20 protein-coding genes and 1 pseudogene are annotated in these 17,944 nt (G+C 39.5%); 18 read left to right on the forward strand and 3 right to left on the reverse strand.

The window, feature by feature from the left end; all coding sequences use genetic code 11:
- Positions 1-7: 7 nt before the first annotated feature.
- The 5 genes and pseudogenes from MGG13_RS01885 to MGG13_RS01905 all read left to right on the forward strand — a co-directional run bounded on the left by MGG13_RS01885 (position 8) and on the right by MGG13_RS01905 (position 3,203).
- On the forward strand, positions 8-436 hold the full coding sequence (locus tag MGG13_RS01885) for a GNAT family N-acetyltransferase (RefSeq protein ID WP_239035175.1): 429 nt from the start codon (positions 8-10) through the stop codon (positions 434-436).
- 71 nt (positions 437-507) lie between these two features.
- On the forward strand, positions 508-888 hold the full coding sequence (locus MGG13_RS01890; RefSeq protein WP_239035176.1) for a MerR family transcriptional regulator: 381 nt from the start codon (positions 508-510) through the stop codon (positions 886-888).
- A 33-nt stretch (positions 889-921) separates the two neighbouring features.
- Positions 922-2,208: a hemolysin family protein gene (locus MGG13_RS01895; protein WP_420827913.1), complete on the forward strand. Its 1,287-nt coding sequence runs from the start codon at positions 922-924 to the stop codon at positions 2,206-2,208.
- 81 nt (positions 2,209-2,289) lie between these two features.
- A pseudogene (locus MGG13_RS11380) lies at positions 2,290-2,784 on the forward strand (GNAT family N-acetyltransferase).
- 71 nt (positions 2,785-2,855) lie between these two features.
- Positions 2,856-3,203 (forward strand): SdpI family protein, encoded by a 348-nt coding sequence (locus MGG13_RS01905; protein ID WP_239035178.1) that lies wholly within the window; start codon positions 2,856-2,858, stop codon positions 3,201-3,203.
- Positions 3,204-3,435: 232 nt separating this feature from the next.
- Here MGG13_RS01905 and MGG13_RS01910 read toward each other — a convergent pair whose 3' ends face one another.
- Positions 3,436-4,623, reverse strand: a complete 1,188-nt coding sequence (locus MGG13_RS01910; protein ID WP_239035179.1) for an MFS transporter — start codon at positions 4,621-4,623, stop codon at positions 3,436-3,438.
- A 277-nt stretch (positions 4,624-4,900) separates the two neighbouring features.
- Here MGG13_RS01910 and MGG13_RS01915 point away from each other — a divergent pair, with 277 nt between their 5' ends.
- From MGG13_RS01915 to MGG13_RS01925, 3 genes are all read left to right on the forward strand, one after another.
- The gene (locus MGG13_RS01915) at positions 4,901-5,680 is read left to right on the forward strand and encodes a hypothetical protein (protein ID WP_239035180.1); all 780 of its coding nucleotides are present in this window, start codon (positions 4,901-4,903) and stop codon (positions 5,678-5,680) included.
- A 224-nt stretch (positions 5,681-5,904) separates the two neighbouring features.
- Positions 5,905-6,744, forward strand: coding sequence for a DegV family protein (locus MGG13_RS01920; protein WP_239035181.1), 840 nt, complete (start codon positions 5,905-5,907; stop codon positions 6,742-6,744).
- Positions 6,745-6,827: 83 nt separating this feature from the next.
- On the forward strand, positions 6,828-7,496 hold the full coding sequence (locus tag MGG13_RS01925; RefSeq protein WP_239035182.1) for an NAD(P)H-dependent oxidoreductase: 669 nt from the start codon (positions 6,828-6,830) through the stop codon (positions 7,494-7,496).
- A gap of 44 nt (positions 7,497-7,540) precedes the next feature.
- On the opposite strand, the gene MGG13_RS01930 is transcribed toward MGG13_RS01925, so the two are convergent.
- Entirely contained in the window at positions 7,541-8,305 is a 765-nt protein-coding gene (locus MGG13_RS01930; RefSeq protein ID WP_239035183.1) for a glucose 1-dehydrogenase, read from the reverse strand.
- Positions 8,306-8,638: 333 nt separating this feature from the next.
- Here MGG13_RS01930 and MGG13_RS01935 point away from each other — a divergent pair, with 333 nt between their 5' ends.
- On the forward strand, positions 8,639-8,920 hold the full coding sequence (locus MGG13_RS01935) for a GNAT family N-acetyltransferase (protein WP_239035184.1): 282 nt from the start codon (positions 8,639-8,641) through the stop codon (positions 8,918-8,920).
- Positions 8,921-9,017: 97 nt separating this feature from the next.
- On the forward strand, positions 9,018-10,625 hold the full coding sequence (locus MGG13_RS01940; protein ID WP_239035185.1) for a MutS-related protein: 1,608 nt from the start codon (positions 9,018-9,020) through the stop codon (positions 10,623-10,625).
- Between the two features lie 27 nt (positions 10,626-10,652).
- Here MGG13_RS01940 and MGG13_RS01945 read toward each other — a convergent pair whose 3' ends face one another.
- Positions 10,653-10,970: a four-helix bundle copper-binding protein gene (locus tag MGG13_RS01945; protein ID WP_239035186.1), complete on the reverse strand. Its 318-nt coding sequence runs from the start codon at positions 10,968-10,970 to the stop codon at positions 10,653-10,655.
- Between the two features lie 131 nt (positions 10,971-11,101).
- Between MGG13_RS01945 and MGG13_RS01950 the strand changes: the two genes are divergently transcribed.
- The 8 genes from MGG13_RS01950 to ppdK all read left to right on the forward strand — a co-directional run bounded on the left by MGG13_RS01950 (position 11,102) and on the right by ppdK (position 17,935).
- Positions 11,102-11,476: a GntR family transcriptional regulator gene (locus tag MGG13_RS01950; protein WP_239035187.1), complete on the forward strand. Its 375-nt coding sequence runs from the start codon at positions 11,102-11,104 to the stop codon at positions 11,474-11,476.
- Entirely contained in the window at positions 11,476-12,351 is an 876-nt protein-coding gene (locus MGG13_RS01955) for an ABC transporter ATP-binding protein (protein ID WP_239035188.1), read from the forward strand. The genes MGG13_RS01950 and MGG13_RS01955 overlap by 1 nt, the downstream gene beginning before the upstream one ends.
- The gene (locus MGG13_RS01960) at positions 12,344-13,036 is read left to right on the forward strand and encodes a hypothetical protein (RefSeq protein WP_239035189.1); all 693 of its coding nucleotides are present in this window, start codon (positions 12,344-12,346) and stop codon (positions 13,034-13,036) included. The genes MGG13_RS01955 and MGG13_RS01960 overlap by 8 nt, the downstream gene beginning before the upstream one ends.
- Before the next feature lie 101 nt (positions 13,037-13,137).
- A complete protein-coding gene (locus MGG13_RS01965) occupies positions 13,138-13,515 on the forward strand; it encodes a hypothetical protein (protein WP_239035190.1) in 378 nt (125 codons plus the stop codon).
- A gap of 34 nt (positions 13,516-13,549) precedes the next feature.
- Complete coding sequence (locus MGG13_RS01970) at positions 13,550-13,951, forward strand: hypothetical protein (RefSeq protein WP_239035191.1); 402 nt, start codon at positions 13,550-13,552, stop codon at positions 13,949-13,951.
- Positions 13,952-13,958: 7 nt separating this feature from the next.
- A complete protein-coding gene (locus tag MGG13_RS01975; protein ID WP_239035192.1) occupies positions 13,959-14,540 on the forward strand; it encodes a nucleotidyltransferase domain-containing protein in 582 nt (193 codons plus the stop codon).
- Between the two features lie 2 nt (positions 14,541-14,542).
- Entirely contained in the window at positions 14,543-15,037 is a 495-nt protein-coding gene (locus MGG13_RS01980; protein ID WP_239035193.1) for a kinase, read from the forward strand.
- Between the two features lie 306 nt (positions 15,038-15,343).
- Complete coding sequence (gene ppdK, locus MGG13_RS01985) at positions 15,344-17,935, forward strand: pyruvate, phosphate dikinase (RefSeq protein ID WP_239035194.1); 2,592 nt, start codon at positions 15,344-15,346, stop codon at positions 17,933-17,935.
- The last annotated feature ends 9 nt before the right edge of the window (positions 17,936-17,944 follow it).

Below are 17,944 nucleotides of genomic sequence, written 5' to 3' on the forward strand. Positions count from 1 at the left end.
GGATGTTATGGAACTGAAGATCAAGACACTGCAGGAACTCACGCCGGAAGAGGTCCTCTCAATCATTGAAGCACGAGTGAATACTTTCATCGTAGAACAAGGGGGGCATTATGGCGACATCGATCAGCACGATCGTACTTGTCTGCATCTTTATCTGGAAGAAGAGAATCATATCAAAGCTTACACGCGTATTATTGAAGAGGAGGACTGTGTCAGGTTCGGGCGTGTGCTCGTTGTCAAACAGTATCGTAAGCAGAAGCTGGGACGTAAGATTGTGACTCTGACGATTGAAGAGATTAAGAAACGCTATCCTGGTAAAACCATTAAGATTATTGCTCAGGCTTATCTGAAAGAATTTTATGAATCATTTGGATTTGTGGCTCAGTCAGAAGTCTATGAGCATCATAATATCCCGCATATTGATATGCAGTTATAACAGTCTCCTGACAGGCAGACTGTTTTTTTTGTATACGCTGATATCACATGGTATAGTTAAACCATCACGTAATGGTTTGGAGGGATGAGATTGGGAAGGACTTACTGAAAATCGGTGAACTTGCGCGTCTTACAGGCGTAACGAATCGGACGATTGATTATTATACAAACATGCAAATACTCGAATTCGAACGTACCGCATCGAATTATAGAATTTACGATGTTGCGATGATTGAGCGTGTTCATCAGATTGAAGAACTGAAAGCGCAAGGTAAGCATCTCAATGAAATCCGTCAGATTATTATACCTGAAGGTAGCGATATGCAGTCGCAGATCAAAACGCTTGAACAGGATATCAAACACATCATAGAATCTGATAATCTGGAACAGATTAAGCAGCTCGCAATGAAAGACCTGGCAGTTGTAAAAGCACTGCTGTTACTATTACATTAACGGAGGATTTATTTGGAAACGTTTATAAACTTAATGATATTTACAATACTCATCATACTGACGGCCTTTTTCGTGGCGACAGAGTTCGCTATCGTCAAAGTCAGACATTCGCGTCTGAGTCAGCTTGTCGCTGAAGGAAAGCCGGGTTCACAGACCGCACAGAAAGTGGTCAACCAGCTTGATGAATATTTAAGCGCTTGTCAGCTAGGTATAACTATCACGGCATTAGGTATCGGTATGGTAGGTGAGAAGACCTTCGAATTTATACTGAATCCTTTCTTCACAGCACTCGGTATTCCTCACGGCTGGATACATGCTTTTACAATAGCCGGCGCATTTGTTATTGCGACATTCCTGCACGTCGTGGTCGGTGAACTTGCGCCTAAAACGATAGCGATTCAGAAGGCAGAGGCGGTCACGTTGATGTTCAGTAAACCGATTATGTTCTTCTACCGCATTCTGTATCCGTTCATCTGGATATTGAATGGTTCAGCGCGTCTGCTTATCAGACTTATCGGTATCAAGCCGGTCAGCGAGCATGAGATGACGCACAGTGAAGAAGAACTGCGTCTCTTGTTATCTGACAGCTACCAGTCAGGTGAAATTGATATCGAAGAACTGAATGTCATCAACAACGTCTTTGAATTTGATGACAAAGTTGCCCGGGAAATTATGACACCACGTAATGAAATAATCGCTTTTGATGCTGCAACGAGCATGGCAGAAGTGCTCAGAACAGTAGCTGAAGAACGCTATTCCCGTTATCCTGTCTATGAAGGGGATAAAGACCAGATTGTCGGCTTTATTCATATGAAGGACTTCATCAAGTTCACGATGATGGACAAGGAAAGTGTCATGAAATGCAGACTGAGCGATTATATTAATCCAGTAATCCGTGATATCGAGTCTGTCTCGCTGAACAGTCTGCTGCAGAAGATGCGTCAGAAAAGTATTCATCTGGCTGTACTGATGGATGAGTACGGCGGGACGAGCGGGATTGTGACGATTGAAGATATCATAGAGGAACTGGTCGGCGAAATCCGTGATGAACATGATGAAGAAGAACCAGAACGAATCGTTCAAATAGCAGACAATCACTATAAAGTTCATTCAAGTGCGGCAATCAATGATATTGAGAGATTACTGAATATCACCATTGAACGTAACTCCATCGATACGATGGGCGGCTGGATGGCGACACATGCCGGCAAAGTAGATGAGATCTTCCATGAAGGTTATATGTTCCGTGTGCTGGACAGAGAAAATCACCAGATTAATTCGATTGAAATATATGAACCTCAGAATATAGTCATTGAATAAAAATCATTCTCCTCATATAGAGGAGAATTTTTTTATGACATCTTTAATGGTAAAATGTCAATAAAATGGTTAAGAGGGAATATTATGGTGATTAATGGTGATAAAATAGAGCTAAGAGCAGCGAATGACAAGCTGTTAAAAGCACTGTATTACTGGAAATATGAAGAGGACAAGCAAGAAGCGGATAAATGGAACGGACCTTATATCCCTAAAATTCATCTGACATGGGATGAATTTAAACAGCAGCAGGACAACCAGTTTCTCTTTTATGATGTCTACCAGCAGCTGATGATCACAGTTGACGGAACATTCATCGGGACAGTCGGCTGCTACTGGATTGACAAAAATACCGACTGGCTGGAAACAGGTATCGTCATCTATGACCCAACCTAATGGAACGGCGGTTACGGGACAGAAGCTTATAAACTCTGGATAGATTATCTCTTTGACCATACCGCGCTACATCGGTTAGGGATGTCAACCTGATCAGGAAACTACCGCATGATGAAAGTCGCAAAACATATCGGCATGCAGGAAGAAGCGAGAATCCGTCAGTCCAGGCATGTAGATGGATAGTACTATGATGCTATCAAGATGGGGATACTGCGAAGTGAGTGGAACGACAGATTCAGTTAAGGAGGATAACGATGATTCTATGTCTATCAAGTCTTATGCTGTTTCTTATTGCCAGAATGATGGAACATAGCCCGGAAAAAGAAATCAATCATTGGATGGGTTATAGAAGCAGACAGTCAATGGCTTCACAGAAGAACTGGGATATCGCACAGATTTACTCGATGAAAATAATGAAAAATTTATTTTATCGATCATTTCTGATATCAATTATATTAATCGGAATAGATATTTTCTTAATCAATCGCTCAGAAAATCAGTTTCTTATAAGCATCACCGTGCAAACAGCTGTGTTAATGTACTTACTTTATTTGGTATTTAAGAAAACAGAAGATAGATTGAAAGAAGAGAGGGATTCTTGAGGATGGGAGCTCAAATTACCCGATAGAAAGAATCGTAAAGAGCAATTTGTTGAAGCAGAATAGAATTAAATGTATATGACTCTATTGTGCCATTATATAGAATCGAATGATTGTAAGTGACAGTATCAACAGAGAAAACGTTGATAATTTCACAAGTCTTCATAAAATTTATAATCACTAGCTCTTTAATAACCTAAAACAGCTTGTTCTCTAGAAAGAGAACGAGCTGTTTTTAATTAAACAATTTTCGATACTTCATACTTATTATGAAACAGCCTACATAAGCGATTGCAGCCCAGTAAAAAGCAATTGTAACTGAAAAGTGATCTGCTACTGCTGCGGAAATAAAGGAACTGACAGAGAAACAGAATGAATGAATCATACCATTAAGCGTGTAAAGAGCTGTGAGTTTTTCATCATCCAGGCTCAGTTGTATTTTAGTGTGTAGAAGTGTGCTTCTGATTTCATCTAAAATACCGAATATTAATGAGAGTAATAGTGCAAAAAGAATCACTTGAGTATAGCCGAATGATACATTGATGACACTTAAAGCAAGTGGAATGAAGATAATGTACAGATAAGCATGGTTCATCAGCTGATTATTTTTTCTGGCTAAAATGATACCTCCCAGTAAAACACCGATAAAGAACGTAGCATTGATGATACCGAACCATTTATCACTAGCATCTAATCTCTCTGAGACATAGACAAGTAGAATCGCTGCAATCCATACAGAATGCCCGATTGATTCAAACAGTGTATGGATAGTTAAAAAATGACTTTCAGCTAATGTAAGGTTCGTGCGTAACATTTCTTTAAAACTATGACTCACTGAAAGCTGAGATGTATCTCGTACATCTTGAATCAGCTTCAGCTGATTGATAAATAACAGTGACAATAAATAGAGTATCACGGTAATGATAATGATTGTTTCACTACCAAGCATTAGAAGAAAACCGCCCAGTGCCCATGAACCTATCTGAACTAAACCATTCATCATACTCATTTGTGCATTGGCATAGCTGATCAATTCTTTACGTTCAAGTTGAGGAATCAGTGTCATTTTCAGCGGATTAGTAAAACCATCTAAGAAAGCGTTTAAAGCGGCTAGATAATAGAGCACATTACTATTTTGATCAGTAATCATACTCAGGAAAATAACAAGCATCAGTCCACTTTTAACTGATTGACAGAACGATAATATATCTTTCTTTAACCATTTACTATAAACATAAGGTGCAAACCAGCCGCTGATAAAAAGCGAGAAGGTGATAGTAATCGGAATATAGACAGATGCTTGAGCAGACTGTGTATGTTCGAAAATATAACCGATAAGTCCGACGATATAGAGAATATCGCCTGTATTTGCAAACAGCTGACTGAAATATAGAAACTTAAATTCATTTGATAATTTTTTCATATCCTTCTCCAGGTCACAGTCGCACCTCAATCAAGACAAAAAGATACTTCAGCTGAAGAAAGCTTGATATTTAGTTGTGTAACTAAGCTTATCTAAGTGTATTGAGAGAAGCTTGACTGAGTAATGTGATGGAAAAGAATAAGTTACATATTTAAATCGCCTCTTTACGTTAAAGTTGTTTATATTTAATGTATCATTTCATCATTTAGAAGTAAATTGTGTCTGATTAATAGCCAGGATATAATGATATTCAGTATGCAAGATAAGGAGATTAGAGATGAATCGCACTCTTTTACAGAATAGAGATTTGTTTTTTATATCAGCAGAATTTTATAATGAATATCACCAGCAGTTAACATACACGAATGTTGTGCCGAAAAATGAGTTTAAAAATCATTCCATTTATTGCTCGCTACATGCTAACTGCTGTTACAAGGTATGGCAGATTGATTATGACTTTGTTATAGTGGCGCCTGCAGATTGGTATGAGAGTCAGTCGGTAGCTTTCCGAACTGCTATCTGTCATGAGCAAATTAAGAATCATTCCCATATGATTGATCAAGACAAGTTGATCACCATTAAGTACTGGCTTTCACTATCTGTAGCATATCAGAATAAATTAATCTCTAAAGATGATGAATTAATTGATACGCTAGAAGCATCTAATTATCTGTTTCAAAAATGGAATGGCGTGTTCCCTTCAAGTCATGGCGGGAATTGTTTTGCTGCAGCAATGTATGGCGTGACACATAATGATTTTTTACTAAATGAATGGATGCATGAAAAAACTTTCAAGCTCATGCTTAGCAGAAACGGTTATCAAGAAGCTGATGATATCATACCAGGGAGTGTCATTGTCTTTAAAGATGATCATTTTAGGCATGCATGCTATGTGATTGAAGATAATATTGTATTCAACAAAAGTGGACAGACTTTCTGGAACCCGTGGCATATAACAACCATAAGTGAAGTAAAAGAAAGCTGGCAAGATTTCTCAATGACAATTTATAATTTACAGGATGATTATAGAGGGATTTCTGGTTTAAAATTCTTATGATGAAGATATTTGTTCTTAATCTCCTGTTCATCATTGTCCATTCTACCGGTTATATCATATTCAATATATTTTCATTATGCTTATTCTATTTTATAATAATAATAAATAAATATTGAGTAGCATCTGTCATTATTTATACAATATTTTACATGTGAAATTATTATTTATTGATAGTAATAGAACCTGTCGTTATGCTATGATATGGAAAACGAGGAGGTTTTAAAGTGACTAAAACTGCATTTATTACGGACTCTGCATCCGGCTTTGGCATAGATGAACATCCAGATGTTTTTGTAGTACCGATGGGTGTTATCGTTAATGAAAAACAATATATTGATTATATTGATATCCAGACAGAAGAATTCTATGATTTACTGAAGGATTATGGTAATGGTGCTAAGACATTTCAGCCATCTCCTCAGTCATTCCATGATACGTATCAGAAAGCAGTGGATCAAGGCTACACTCATATTATTGCCATACATGCGACGAAGGAGCTGACAGGGACTTATCAGAGTTCTGAGATGACAAGTCGTGAGTTCAATATTGAATCTACTGTTATCAACTCAAATGTCGGTGATTATCCACTGCGCCGTATGGTAGAAGAAGGCGTAAAAGCCAGTGAAGCAGGTGAGTCTTACGAAGCGATTGTCAGTAAGATTAGAGAACTGGCTGACGATCCTTATCTGATTCTTTATCCGAAAGATCTGAATCAGCTGAAGAATAGTGGACGTGTCAGTCGTTCTCAAGGTATTATCGCCGGTCTTCTCAATATCCAGTTAATCATCGAATTTGAAGGCGGCAAACTTTATCCGATTGAAAAAATCCGTTCAAAGAAAAAAGCACTGAAATTCATCCATGAACATATCGCTGAAGAAATTGCTCAGGACAATCCTTCCAAAATCGGTGTATCTTTTGCGGGTGAGGAAGAAGAGGCTGATCTGATGGTTGCATGGCTGAAAGAACAGTATCCTGATAAAACGATAGATAAGTATCCTCTTGTTCATGTCGCAGGTGTTCATACAGGTTATGGTACGATTGCAGTAGGCTGGGTACGTGCGTAGATTAGTTTGATTACACTTCAGAAATGAAGTGTTTTTTTGTGCTGTCTCTACCGATTATGCTATGATGCCGGTAAGGAGGTAAAATGATGAATAAAGAAGAAGTCAAACAACAGGTGTTATCGGCATTTGAGTTTCGGCGTGCAATCAAGTCTTATGATGCTGATAAGAAAATTGAGCAGGCTGATCTTGATTATATTCTGGAAGCGGGTCGTCTGAGTCCAAGTTCTGTCGGACTTGAGCCGTGGCGTTTTATCGTGCTGGAAAATGATAAGATCAAGGAAGCGCTGTATGATATCAGTTGGGGTGCGAAGAAGCAGCTTGAAACGGCAAGTCATTTTATTCTCATTGCTGCGCGCAGAAATGCACGTTACGATTCGCCGATATTCGAGGACTTGATTAAAGGGCGTGGTATGACGCCTGAACAGACAGAGACAGTATTAAAGCTTTACAGAGATTTTCAGGTCGATCATCTTGAGATTGCAGATTCTGAGAAAGCACTGTTTGACTGGACAAGCAAACAGACTTATATTGCACTCGGCAATATGATGACAGCGGCTGCGATGATTGGTATCGATTCATGTCCGATTGAAGGTTTTCATTACGGTCAAGTCGATGATATTTTGCATGAAGCAGGGGTCATCCGAGACGATGAAGGCATTTCTGTTATGCTGTCACTTGGTTATCGTGATCATGATCCGAAACGTCCGCAGAGTCGTAAAGCTGAAGAAGAAGTCATTACTTACTTCCGATAGAAAAAGCCAGGTGAATAGAGCATTCACCTGGCTTGCATATTATTTTAAAACGCTGCTGTCCAGCCGCCGTCTACCGGCATGACGATTCCATTTACAAAACTTGCTTCATCTGATGCGAGGAATAGAGCAGCCGCCGCCACTTCATCCGATTCTCCCATACGTGGTGTCAACGCGTGTGCCATTCCAGCACGACTGATACCGAATTCGTTGATATTCGTCAGTGAATTAGAAATGTTCGTCTGAATCGCACCTGGTGCGAGACCGTTAATACGTATGTTCTTCTGTGCGTACATAAAGGCACTGTTCTTTGTGAGCCCGACAACTGCATGTTTGGAAGCACCGTATGCAGCTCCGGCATGTGCCCCGTTTAAGCCGCCTGTCGAGATGGTGTTGACGATAATACCCGGCATATCTTTTTCAAGCCAGTAGTTGATTGCTTTACGCATCCCATAGAGAACGCTGTTTGTATTGACACTGAATATTTTTTCCCACGATTCATCCGTGACGTCTGCTACAGGTTCAAATTTATCCATGATACCCGCATTGTTCACGAGGATATCCAACTTGCCGAATTCACTGATGACCTGGTCAATCATTTGTTCCACTTGTTCTTTTGAAGAAACATCGACTTTAAAGGCAGTGGCCTCTCCGCCACTTTCCTGGATGGTCCGAACGACTTGTTCTGCACCTTCAATATTATAGTCGGCAACAAGCACTTTTGCGCCTTCTTTTGCATACAGTTCAGCGATAGATTTACCCATACCGGAAGCAGCACCAGTGACAACAGCCACTTTATTCTCTAATTTCATCTTAAAGCCCCCCTTGATTGATTTGATTCACTATGATTGTATCAAATTAAGGGAAGTTTATATAATAAATATATTTATCAGTCCAGCCATTTTCCTTCCTGGATGAACTGCATGCAGGCATTCTCCGCAATCTTGATAGAACGTCTGTTGACTGACGTTCTCTCCGGTGATAATGCAGATACTTCGGTACACAGGGCCTCTTTTATTGCTTCGCTGCCTTAACCGCAGTTCGCCTGTTTCTTTTATGAATATCGGATAGATAAGGGATGCATCTGATCAATTGAATGGACTGAAAAAGGGTATAGAGATATCAGAATAAAAGGAGTGCTTAACATGAATCATGTCAAACACAGTGATAAGATGTTTTATATCGGGGATTCAAAAACAAAACCCGATGCTATGATGACTTATGTACCAAACGGAGACGACAAGATTGTCATTGACCATACAGAAGTATCAGACGAATTACAAGGGCAGGGCATCGGCCGGAAGTTGGTTGAAGCGGCGGTCAAATATGCGCGTGACAACAATAAGAAGATTGTGCCTGTCTGTTCGTACGCTAAGAAAGTATTAGAAGAAAATAAAGGTTACCAGGATGTACGGGTAACTGAATAATAGTTGACCCCTCCTGAAAAGGAGGTTTTTTTATGGATATTTTTTACATAATGAACTTTTTATGAGAAAATGAAGAAAAATGATGAGGGGATATGAGATGCTGCTGAATTATATTTGGATAACGTTAGGCTTTCTGGTGCTGGGTATCGGCATGATGATCTATGATAAACGAAAGATGAATACACGTATTAAAGGGTTATGGGATAAGAAAGCTGTGTTCAAAGTCCAGAAAGGTGAATATATCCGGTATGATGGTTATTACAATAATATCCGAAACAAGGATGAGGGAATTGACGACATCACCTGGAACGACTTGAATATGGAGACGGTATTCAGACAGGTTAACTATAACTTCACAACAGTTGGAGAGGAGTATTTATATGCGGCTTTAAGAAATGTCGGCACGCTCCCGAAAGTGAACAGAGAACTGATAGAGCGCATTCGGACGGACCGTACGTTCAGAGAAGACATCTCAGTGGCGCTCGCTGACCTCGGTAAGAACGCGAACAGTGACCCGTCGCAGTTTATTTTTAAAGACATTAGAAGGAATCATTATAATAAGATTTATATTCTGATGAGTTTACTACCCTTTATCAGTCTATTCCTGTTCTCAGCTTCTGTGACTGCTGGAATAATGGCATTAGTCGTTTCTATTGGAGTCAACATGATACAGAATTTTACGTTTACGTCAAAGAACGAAGCGCAGTATAGCGAATTATTTTATGCTGTTCAATTAATCAGAAGTGCAGATCACCTATCCAAAGTCAGTCCGTTCTTTAGAATCAAGCAGGGAAGATTGAGAAATGTGGAATTCCTCAGTTATTTTATGTTGAAGGATAAGCAGAATGACCAGAATTTTTTCTTGCAGCTTCTGAATGCACTGAAGTCGGTGTTCAATCTTGACTATCATCTCTACCATTATGCAGTCAGTGTGATGCACCGTAATCATGATACATACGAAGCTTGCTTCCATATTATCGGATTACATGACCTGAGCTATGCGACGGCGCTCTGGCGTGAGACCCTCGCCTATTATACAGAGCCACAAGCGGGAGAAACATTGAGGATAGAAGAAGGCTATCATCCGCTGCTCAAGGAATTTGTGGCGAATGACCTGACAGTTGATAAAAATATCATTCTCACAGGTTCAAACGCATCAGGGAAGTCGACTTTCATGAAGACGTTGGCATTGAATATCGTCCTTGCGAAAGGACTTCATACAGCAACGGCTGAAAGGTTTTCCATGTCACCTGGAGAACTCTATACGTCCATGAATCTGGAAGACAGTATTATGGAAGGTGACAGTTACTTTATCAGCGAGATCAAATCGCTGAAACGAATCCTTCAGCATATTGACCGTCCTGTCTATATTTTTATCGACGAGATTTTACGTGGTACGAATACGAAAGAACGGGTAGCGTCCGCAGAAGCGATTCTCTGCCATCTCAATGATAATGATAACGTCACACTGATTACAGCGACGCATGATATCGAACTGACATCCATGCTTAAAGACGAGTTTGATTTCTATTATTTTTCTGAAACCTTAACTGAAGATAATGATGTCACCTTTGACTATAAGCTTAAACAAGGCATCACGAAGACATCCAATGCGATTGAACTGATGCGCATCTACGACTATCCGGATGAGGTCTATAACAGAGCGCAGCAGAGCGTCAGACAACTGAAAGAATGGCATAAATAAAGAGGACCGGATTATTTCGGTCCTTTTTTACGTCACTTGGCGGCAGGCCTCTGCACATTTTGCACAAGCTTCTGCACATTTCTGACAGTGGTCGTGGTCATGCTGTTTACATTCATTTGCGCAAGCCTCACAGATCTTCGCGCAAGCTTCAGCAATTTCTTTTGCTACAGGAGAGTTGCGAGATAATGCTCCTTCTAAGTAGCCGCAAATATCAGCACATTCACGGTCTAAGCGGATACAGTTCTTCATCATTTTCACATTGTCTTCCATCAAGCAAGCGTCGAAACAGTGATTACAGGCTTCCATACATTCATGTAAAGCGTTGATTAATGATTGATCAGCCATATTGAATGCCTCCTTGTGATTAATAGTTCTAGTATAAATGTAGCCTTTATAGTTTTTTAAAACATTTTAAGTTGACATAACTGTTATGTTTGTATATATTGTATATATACAATATAACAAAAGAGGTTCCTATGAATATCCAATTAAACCAGAAGAGTGATAAGCCGATTTATGAACAGGTGAAGTCAGAAATCATCAGATTGATTATGTCCCGGGAATTACGGGAAGGCGAAGCACTGTTATCCATGCGTGCGCTTGCTAAGGATTTAGGTATCAGTGTTATCACAACGAAGCGGGCATATAAGGACCTTGAAGACCTCGGCTATATTAATTCTGTGCCAGGTAAAGGGACATTTGTAGCAGAAGGAAACCAGACGATGATCAGAGAGCAGTCGTTGAAGCAGCTGGAAACTCAGCTGAGACGAACGATTGAACTATCAAGAGAACTGAATATCGACCGCACGGAATATAATGATATTGTCGATATCCTTTGGGAGGAATCATAATGAACGCCATTGAAATTCGGGATTTAAGAGTCAGACAAGGTCGCTTTGAACTGGTGATCGATGAACTGGATGTTCCGATGGGTTACATTACAGGATTAATCGGTGAGAACGGTGCCGGTAAGACGAGTTTGATTTATCAGCTGCTGAATTTACGGACACCGCGACAAGGGGATATTCAAATTCTGGGGAAAGACTATATAAGTGAACGCGAACAGATTCTATCTGATATTGGCATTGTCTTCAGCGAGAACCATTTCCCGGAATGGATGAGCCCGAAAAAGTTGGAAGCTATATTTAAGAGGAACTACAGCGAGTGGAATCATGAGACATTTGTCAGTTATCTGGAGCGATTCGAAGTTCCATACACGCAGAAAATCAAGCACTTTTCACAGGGGATGAAAGTGAAACTTAATCTTGCGACCGCCTTAAGCCATAACGCCAGATTACTCATACTCGATGAACCGACTTCTAACCTTGATCCGACCTTCAGACTTGAGTTGCTGCATATTTTTCAGGAGCTGATGCTAAATGAAGATAGAACAATTTTATTTAGTACACATATCACATCCGACCTTGAGAACATCGCAGATTATATTGTCTTTATGGAGAACGGCAGCGTCACCGCGATGGATGAAAAAGAACGACTGGTCAGTCAATATCAGCTTATCAGAGGGCGGGACATTCTGCTGGACGATGAACTAGATCAGCTGCTTATAGGCTGTGAAATACATGAGGGCGGATTCACTGGTATGACAGAGCACGGGCAAGTCTTTAAGGAGTTATTCGGGGATAAAGTAAGCATGCGAAATGTCACAATAGATGAATTTATGTATTACAAGAAAAAAGAGAGAGTAGGAGGGAAAGCGCATGTATAAGCAACTGATGACGGGTTTAGTGTTAATCAAAGAAAAATACATTTATCTTTTACTAATAGTAATGTCTTTATTATTAGCTGCTTTAAGTTTCATGAATCAACAGGTACCGATAGAAAGAAATCAGGATACGATTATATCGATGTCATTTGCCGAAACAGCTGCACTGGTTACATTTTTCCTGTTACTGACCCTCTTCTTTACTAAACATCATAATATAACGAGATATAAAGTGAGTGAATGGTATTATATTCAGCCATCTAGTCTAAAAAGTTTAATTCTGGGGGACTTGCTTTTTATTATAATAACTCATTTGTTAAGTTATATTTACTGGGTTGTATTTAATTTAGTGAATCAAACACCAGAAAAGACGAACATGTCATTGATGGTAATAGCAGTGAGTTTAATGCTTCATTCAATATACCTATTTATGATATACAAAGGGCATAACCACTTTAATACAATATATTCAATTATTTATACCGTGATACTTTTAATTACTCTCGGCTTTCACGCCTTTATTATGAGAAACGATGTTGAAATGAGTCTGAACTTAAGTCGAATGGCGGGCTGGAATTTTTATCTCTACCAATTGCCATATCTCATTTTAGCAGCTAGCATCGTCTTGTTAATAGGCGCATACTTTCTGGCACGTCATCAATTTAATAAACGGCATCACTTGGCATAAGCTATCTTCTATGAGATGGCTTTTCTTTTTAATGGAAGAACTATACCATGGTAATAAATGTATGGGAGGTGGTTGATATGAAAGATAAGAGTTTTTTCTGAATGTTTATTATGAATATTATTCTCTTTTTTGCATACGACACATTTGATAGATCGACAGCTAACTGGATACTCTTTGCTGTAATCTCAGTATTCGTTCTTTATCATTTAATAAAGATAATGTCTGAGATGAAAAAGAAGTTGGAGGAATCTTCAACACAAGGTAAGTACTTATTTAGTCGTAAAAAAGATATTTACTTATATCATTTAAGAAATACACTCATGTTATTAGGTTTATACATTATACCGATAGGTGGTCTTTTACTTGAAATGCCATGGAAGTGGCTAGTCATCGATTTCGGGATTATTTTAATAGGACTGGCTTACGCGATTGAGTATCACTCAAAAGGTCGAAGCGATATATTGAAATGGGAAGAGTGAAAGCTGGTCATTATTCGTTTGACGAAGGAGAGTTATGGATAGTCAGCAGGATATTAAGTTGGTTGTCATATTCATGTTAGTACTGACAGCAGTCAGCTTGGATATTGATTGGTTAAAATGGATGATAATAATGGTTATTTTTCTTTATCATTTAGTTGTATTAATAAAACAGGTGAAAGAGAGCCTGAAGCTATTCCCTCTTCAAGGAGACTTTCTGATTAGCAGAGAGACAGATATATATTTGCTGACTTATAATAAACTGGCGATTGTCGCGACCATACTTACGGGAGCGGCTATAATGATGGAGTTCAGTCAATCATTTTTGATGATAGGCATTCCTATTATCTTGATTTTATCTGTGAGCAGTTTTGTGATTGAAACGCTTATACGAAAGCGAAGCGATATCTGGAAATGGGATGAAATGAATAGAAAGTAGGGGTGTTGTGAGAACAGATTATAACAACTGGCAGCCTTATTCAGTCGAACACTTACACAAGATTTTTAAAGAAGCTGATTTTCCTTGGGGGATAGCAGGTGGATGGGCGATTGATTTATATATTGGAAGTCAGACGCGTCAACATAATGACATAGATATCATGATATTAAACTGTGATTTTCAAAAGATATTTGCTTATTTATGTAGATTCACTATTTATACAGCTAAAGATGGTGAGCTTTCGATCTGGGATGGTCAGAGATTAGATGATAGTTATAGTTTATGGGTAAGTGAAGACGATAATTCTCCCTTCAGGTTTCAGATTATGCTGATAGAAGTTAATGAAGACAAGTGGTTATATAAAAGAAACAATGAAATCCAAGGTAATTTGAATAGTTTATTTATTAAATCAGTTGAAGAGATACCAATCATATCACCTGAAATACAGATGTTATATAAATTGGACTCTGATTGTGTTCGGCCTAAAGACCTTGAAGATTTTAAAGCTATAAAAGATCATCTGAATGTGAGACAAAAAAACTGGTTGATGAATTATTTAAGTTTTAACTACAGTCATCAAGGAGATTGATAATGGCACAACTTATTATCTTAAGAGGAAACTCAGGAAGCGGTAAAACGTCTACGGCTCAGTTACTGCAGGAGCGGTTAGGTGAAGGCACAATACTTATCTCTCAGGATATGGTCAGAAGACAGATGCTGAGAGTGAATGATAAGGTCGGTTCTGTTTCTACCGATTTGCTGGAGACATTGGTGGATTTCGGAATGCAGAATTGCAGGTATGTTATTCTTGAAGGCATTTTGACTAAACGTAAACATGGTAAAATGCTGAACGAAATAGTGGATCGCTATAGTCCGGATGTCCTGGTCTATTATTTTGATATTTCATTTGAAGAGACTTTAAAACGTCATCAACATAAAAATGTAGATTTTGGAGAAGATGAAATGGAGAAATGGTATCTTGAAAAAGATTTTTTAGAAGTTGAAGGTGAGCGAATCATTACGGATGAAATGACGCAGGAAGACATCATAAAAGAAATGGTGAATTCAAAAGATAATACAAAATAGTAAGGTTAGACTAAGATTGAAAAGACGGAAAATCTTTTATTATGATAAGGTTTATTAGCTTAAAACGCAGAATAACTTTTTCATTTAGCGCGACAGACCACTCTCACGCCGAATGATTTTGCGGTTCAGCGCGACAGGTCTCTCACGCGCAGAACCATCTCACCAATATGCGCGACAATATCAAGGTAGCTCATTTTTCGGAATGGGCTATTTTACATTTTCATGTATTAATCATTGTTATTTATTTTTCAATATGACATACTAATAATAAAATAGTATAACATATTATAATATGAGGTGAAATTGATGAGCAAGTTTATTTATGCGTTTGAAGAAGGTCAGCAATCGATGAAGGATTTATTAGGCGGTAAGGGTGCTAACTTATCGGAGATGATGAGACTTGGTCTTCCTGTTCCTAATGGCTTCACTATCACGACTGAAGCATGTATCGAATACCTTGAAAAGGGTGGTCTTTCTGATGAGGTGAAGTCTGAACTGCAAGAACAGTTAGAGGCACTCTATGCAAAGACAGCTAAAAAATTCTCTGATGATTCATTGCTTCTTGTATCTGTTCGTAGTGGTGCAAAAATTTCCATGCCAGGTATGATGGACACCATTCTTAATCTAGGATTAAATGACAAAAACGTAGAAAAACTTGCAAACAATACAAATGATGCACGCTTTGCTTACGACTGCTACCGCCGACTCTTACAGATGTTCGGTCAGGTCGTATATGAGATTCCGATGCATGCATTTGAGTCTTATTTCAATGACTTCAAGAAACAGAAAAACTACACAACTGATGCTGATATACCCGCTGAAGATCTGAAGACAATCTGTGAACGTTTTAAAGATATCTATACAGAAGAAGTCTACAAACCGTTCCCGCAGGAGCCGCTTGATCAGTTGAATGAAGCAATTGAAGCGGTATTCAAATCATGGAATAATGACCGTGCGCGTATCTACCGTGAACTCAATGAAATTCCACACGATATCGGAACTGCGGTTAACGTCCAGGAGATGGTCTTCGGTAACAGCGGCGAGAAATCAGGGACAGGTGTGGCCTTCACGCGTAACCCGTCTACTGGTGAGAACAAATTATATGGTGAGTATTTACTGAATGCGCAAGGCGAAGACGTCGTAGCAGGTATTCGTACTCCAAAAGAAATCGAGACATTAAATACACAGATGCCGGCTGTTTATCAGGCATTTGTTGATGTCACACATAAGCTGGAAGAGCATTATCATGATATGCAGGATATCGAATTCACGATTGAAGACGAGAAACTCTTTATTCTTCAGACGCGTAACGGTAAACGTACCGCTAAAGCAGCGATGAAGATTGCTGTTGATATGGTTGAAGAAGGTGTACTTTCTAAAGAAGAAGCCATCTCAAAAGTAGAATCTAAATCTATCGATCAGCTTCTCCACCCGGCATTTGACGCTAAAGCACTGGAAGAAGCAGAAGTGATTTCTCACATCGGTCTGCCGGCGAGTCCAGGTGCTGCAACTGGTAAAGTAGTCTTCTCAGCAGCTGACGCTAAAGCACAGGCCGAAGCAGGCGAGAAAGTCATCTTAGTTCGTCCGGAGACATCTCCTGAAGATATCGAAGGGATGATTGCCAGTGAAGCTATCGTCACTACACACGGTGGTATGACTTCACACGCAGCTGTAGTGGCACGTGGTATGGGTAAATGTTGTGTAACCGGCTGTTCAGATCTTGATATCGATACAAAGAATAAAACAGTTAAATTCCCGACAGGTGAACTGGCTGAAGGCGATATTATCTCTGTAGATGGTTCGACGGGTCATATCTATCACGGTGAAGTGCAGACAACTAATGCTGAACACAGCACAGAGTTCGAACAATTTATGACTTGGACAGATGAAGTCGCTCGTCTGAAAGTCCGTATGAATGCTGAAACAGAGCAGGATATCGCAGCAGGTTACGAGTTCGGTGCAGTCGGTATCGGCTTAGTACGTACAGAGCATATGTTCTTCGGTGAAGAGCGTCTGATTCAGATGCGTCGCTTCATCATTGCATCTAATCACGATGAGCGCGTAGCAGCACTTGATGAACTGAAGAAATACCAGGCAGAAGACTTCGAGAAAATTTTCCGTTTGTCAGGTGAAAGACCGACAATCGTCCGTCTCTTAGATCCACCATTACACGAATTCGTACCTAGAGAACGCGAAGAAGTTGAAGCAGTAGCAGGTCAGCTCGGATTATCTGTTGAAAAATTAGGGCGTCGTATTTTAGAACTGCAGGAAGTTAACCCGATGCTCGGACACCGTGGCTGTCGTTTAGCCATCACTTATCCGGAACTTTATGAGATGCAGGTAGAAGCGATGATGACAAGTGTTCAGAAATTAAAAGAAGAAGGCATCAACTGCCAGCCTGAAATCATGATTCCACTTGTATCAACAATTAAAGAGTTCACAAACTTAAAAGAAATCATCGTTAAGAAAATAAATGAACTGAACATTACAGTGGACTATAAAATCGGAACAATGATTGAAACACCACGTGCCTGCCTCATTGCGGGTGATTTAGCAGAAGAATGTGACTTCTTCAGCTTCGGTACTAATGACTTAACACAGCTCACTTACGGCTTCTCACGTGATGATGCGGGTAAATTCATCAACGACTATATGAATGATGACATTTTAGCCATTGATCCATTCCAGACATTAGATGTCGACGGAATCGGCCGCTTAATCAAGATTGCCGTTGAACAGGCGAAATCAGTTAAACCTGACATTAAGATTGGTGTCTGCGGAGAACTTGGCGGAGACCCTAAATCAATCAATTACTTCAATACGCTGACAATTGACTATGTTTCTTGTTCACCTTACCGTGTGCCAGGTGCTCGTCTTGCTGCTGCTCAGAGCAAATAGGAGGGAATC

Origin of the sequence: Macrococcus brunensis (assembly GCF_022343725.1) — a bacterium.
GTDB classification, from domain to species: domain Bacteria; phylum Bacillota; class Bacilli; order Staphylococcales; family Staphylococcaceae; genus Macrococcus; species Macrococcus brunensis.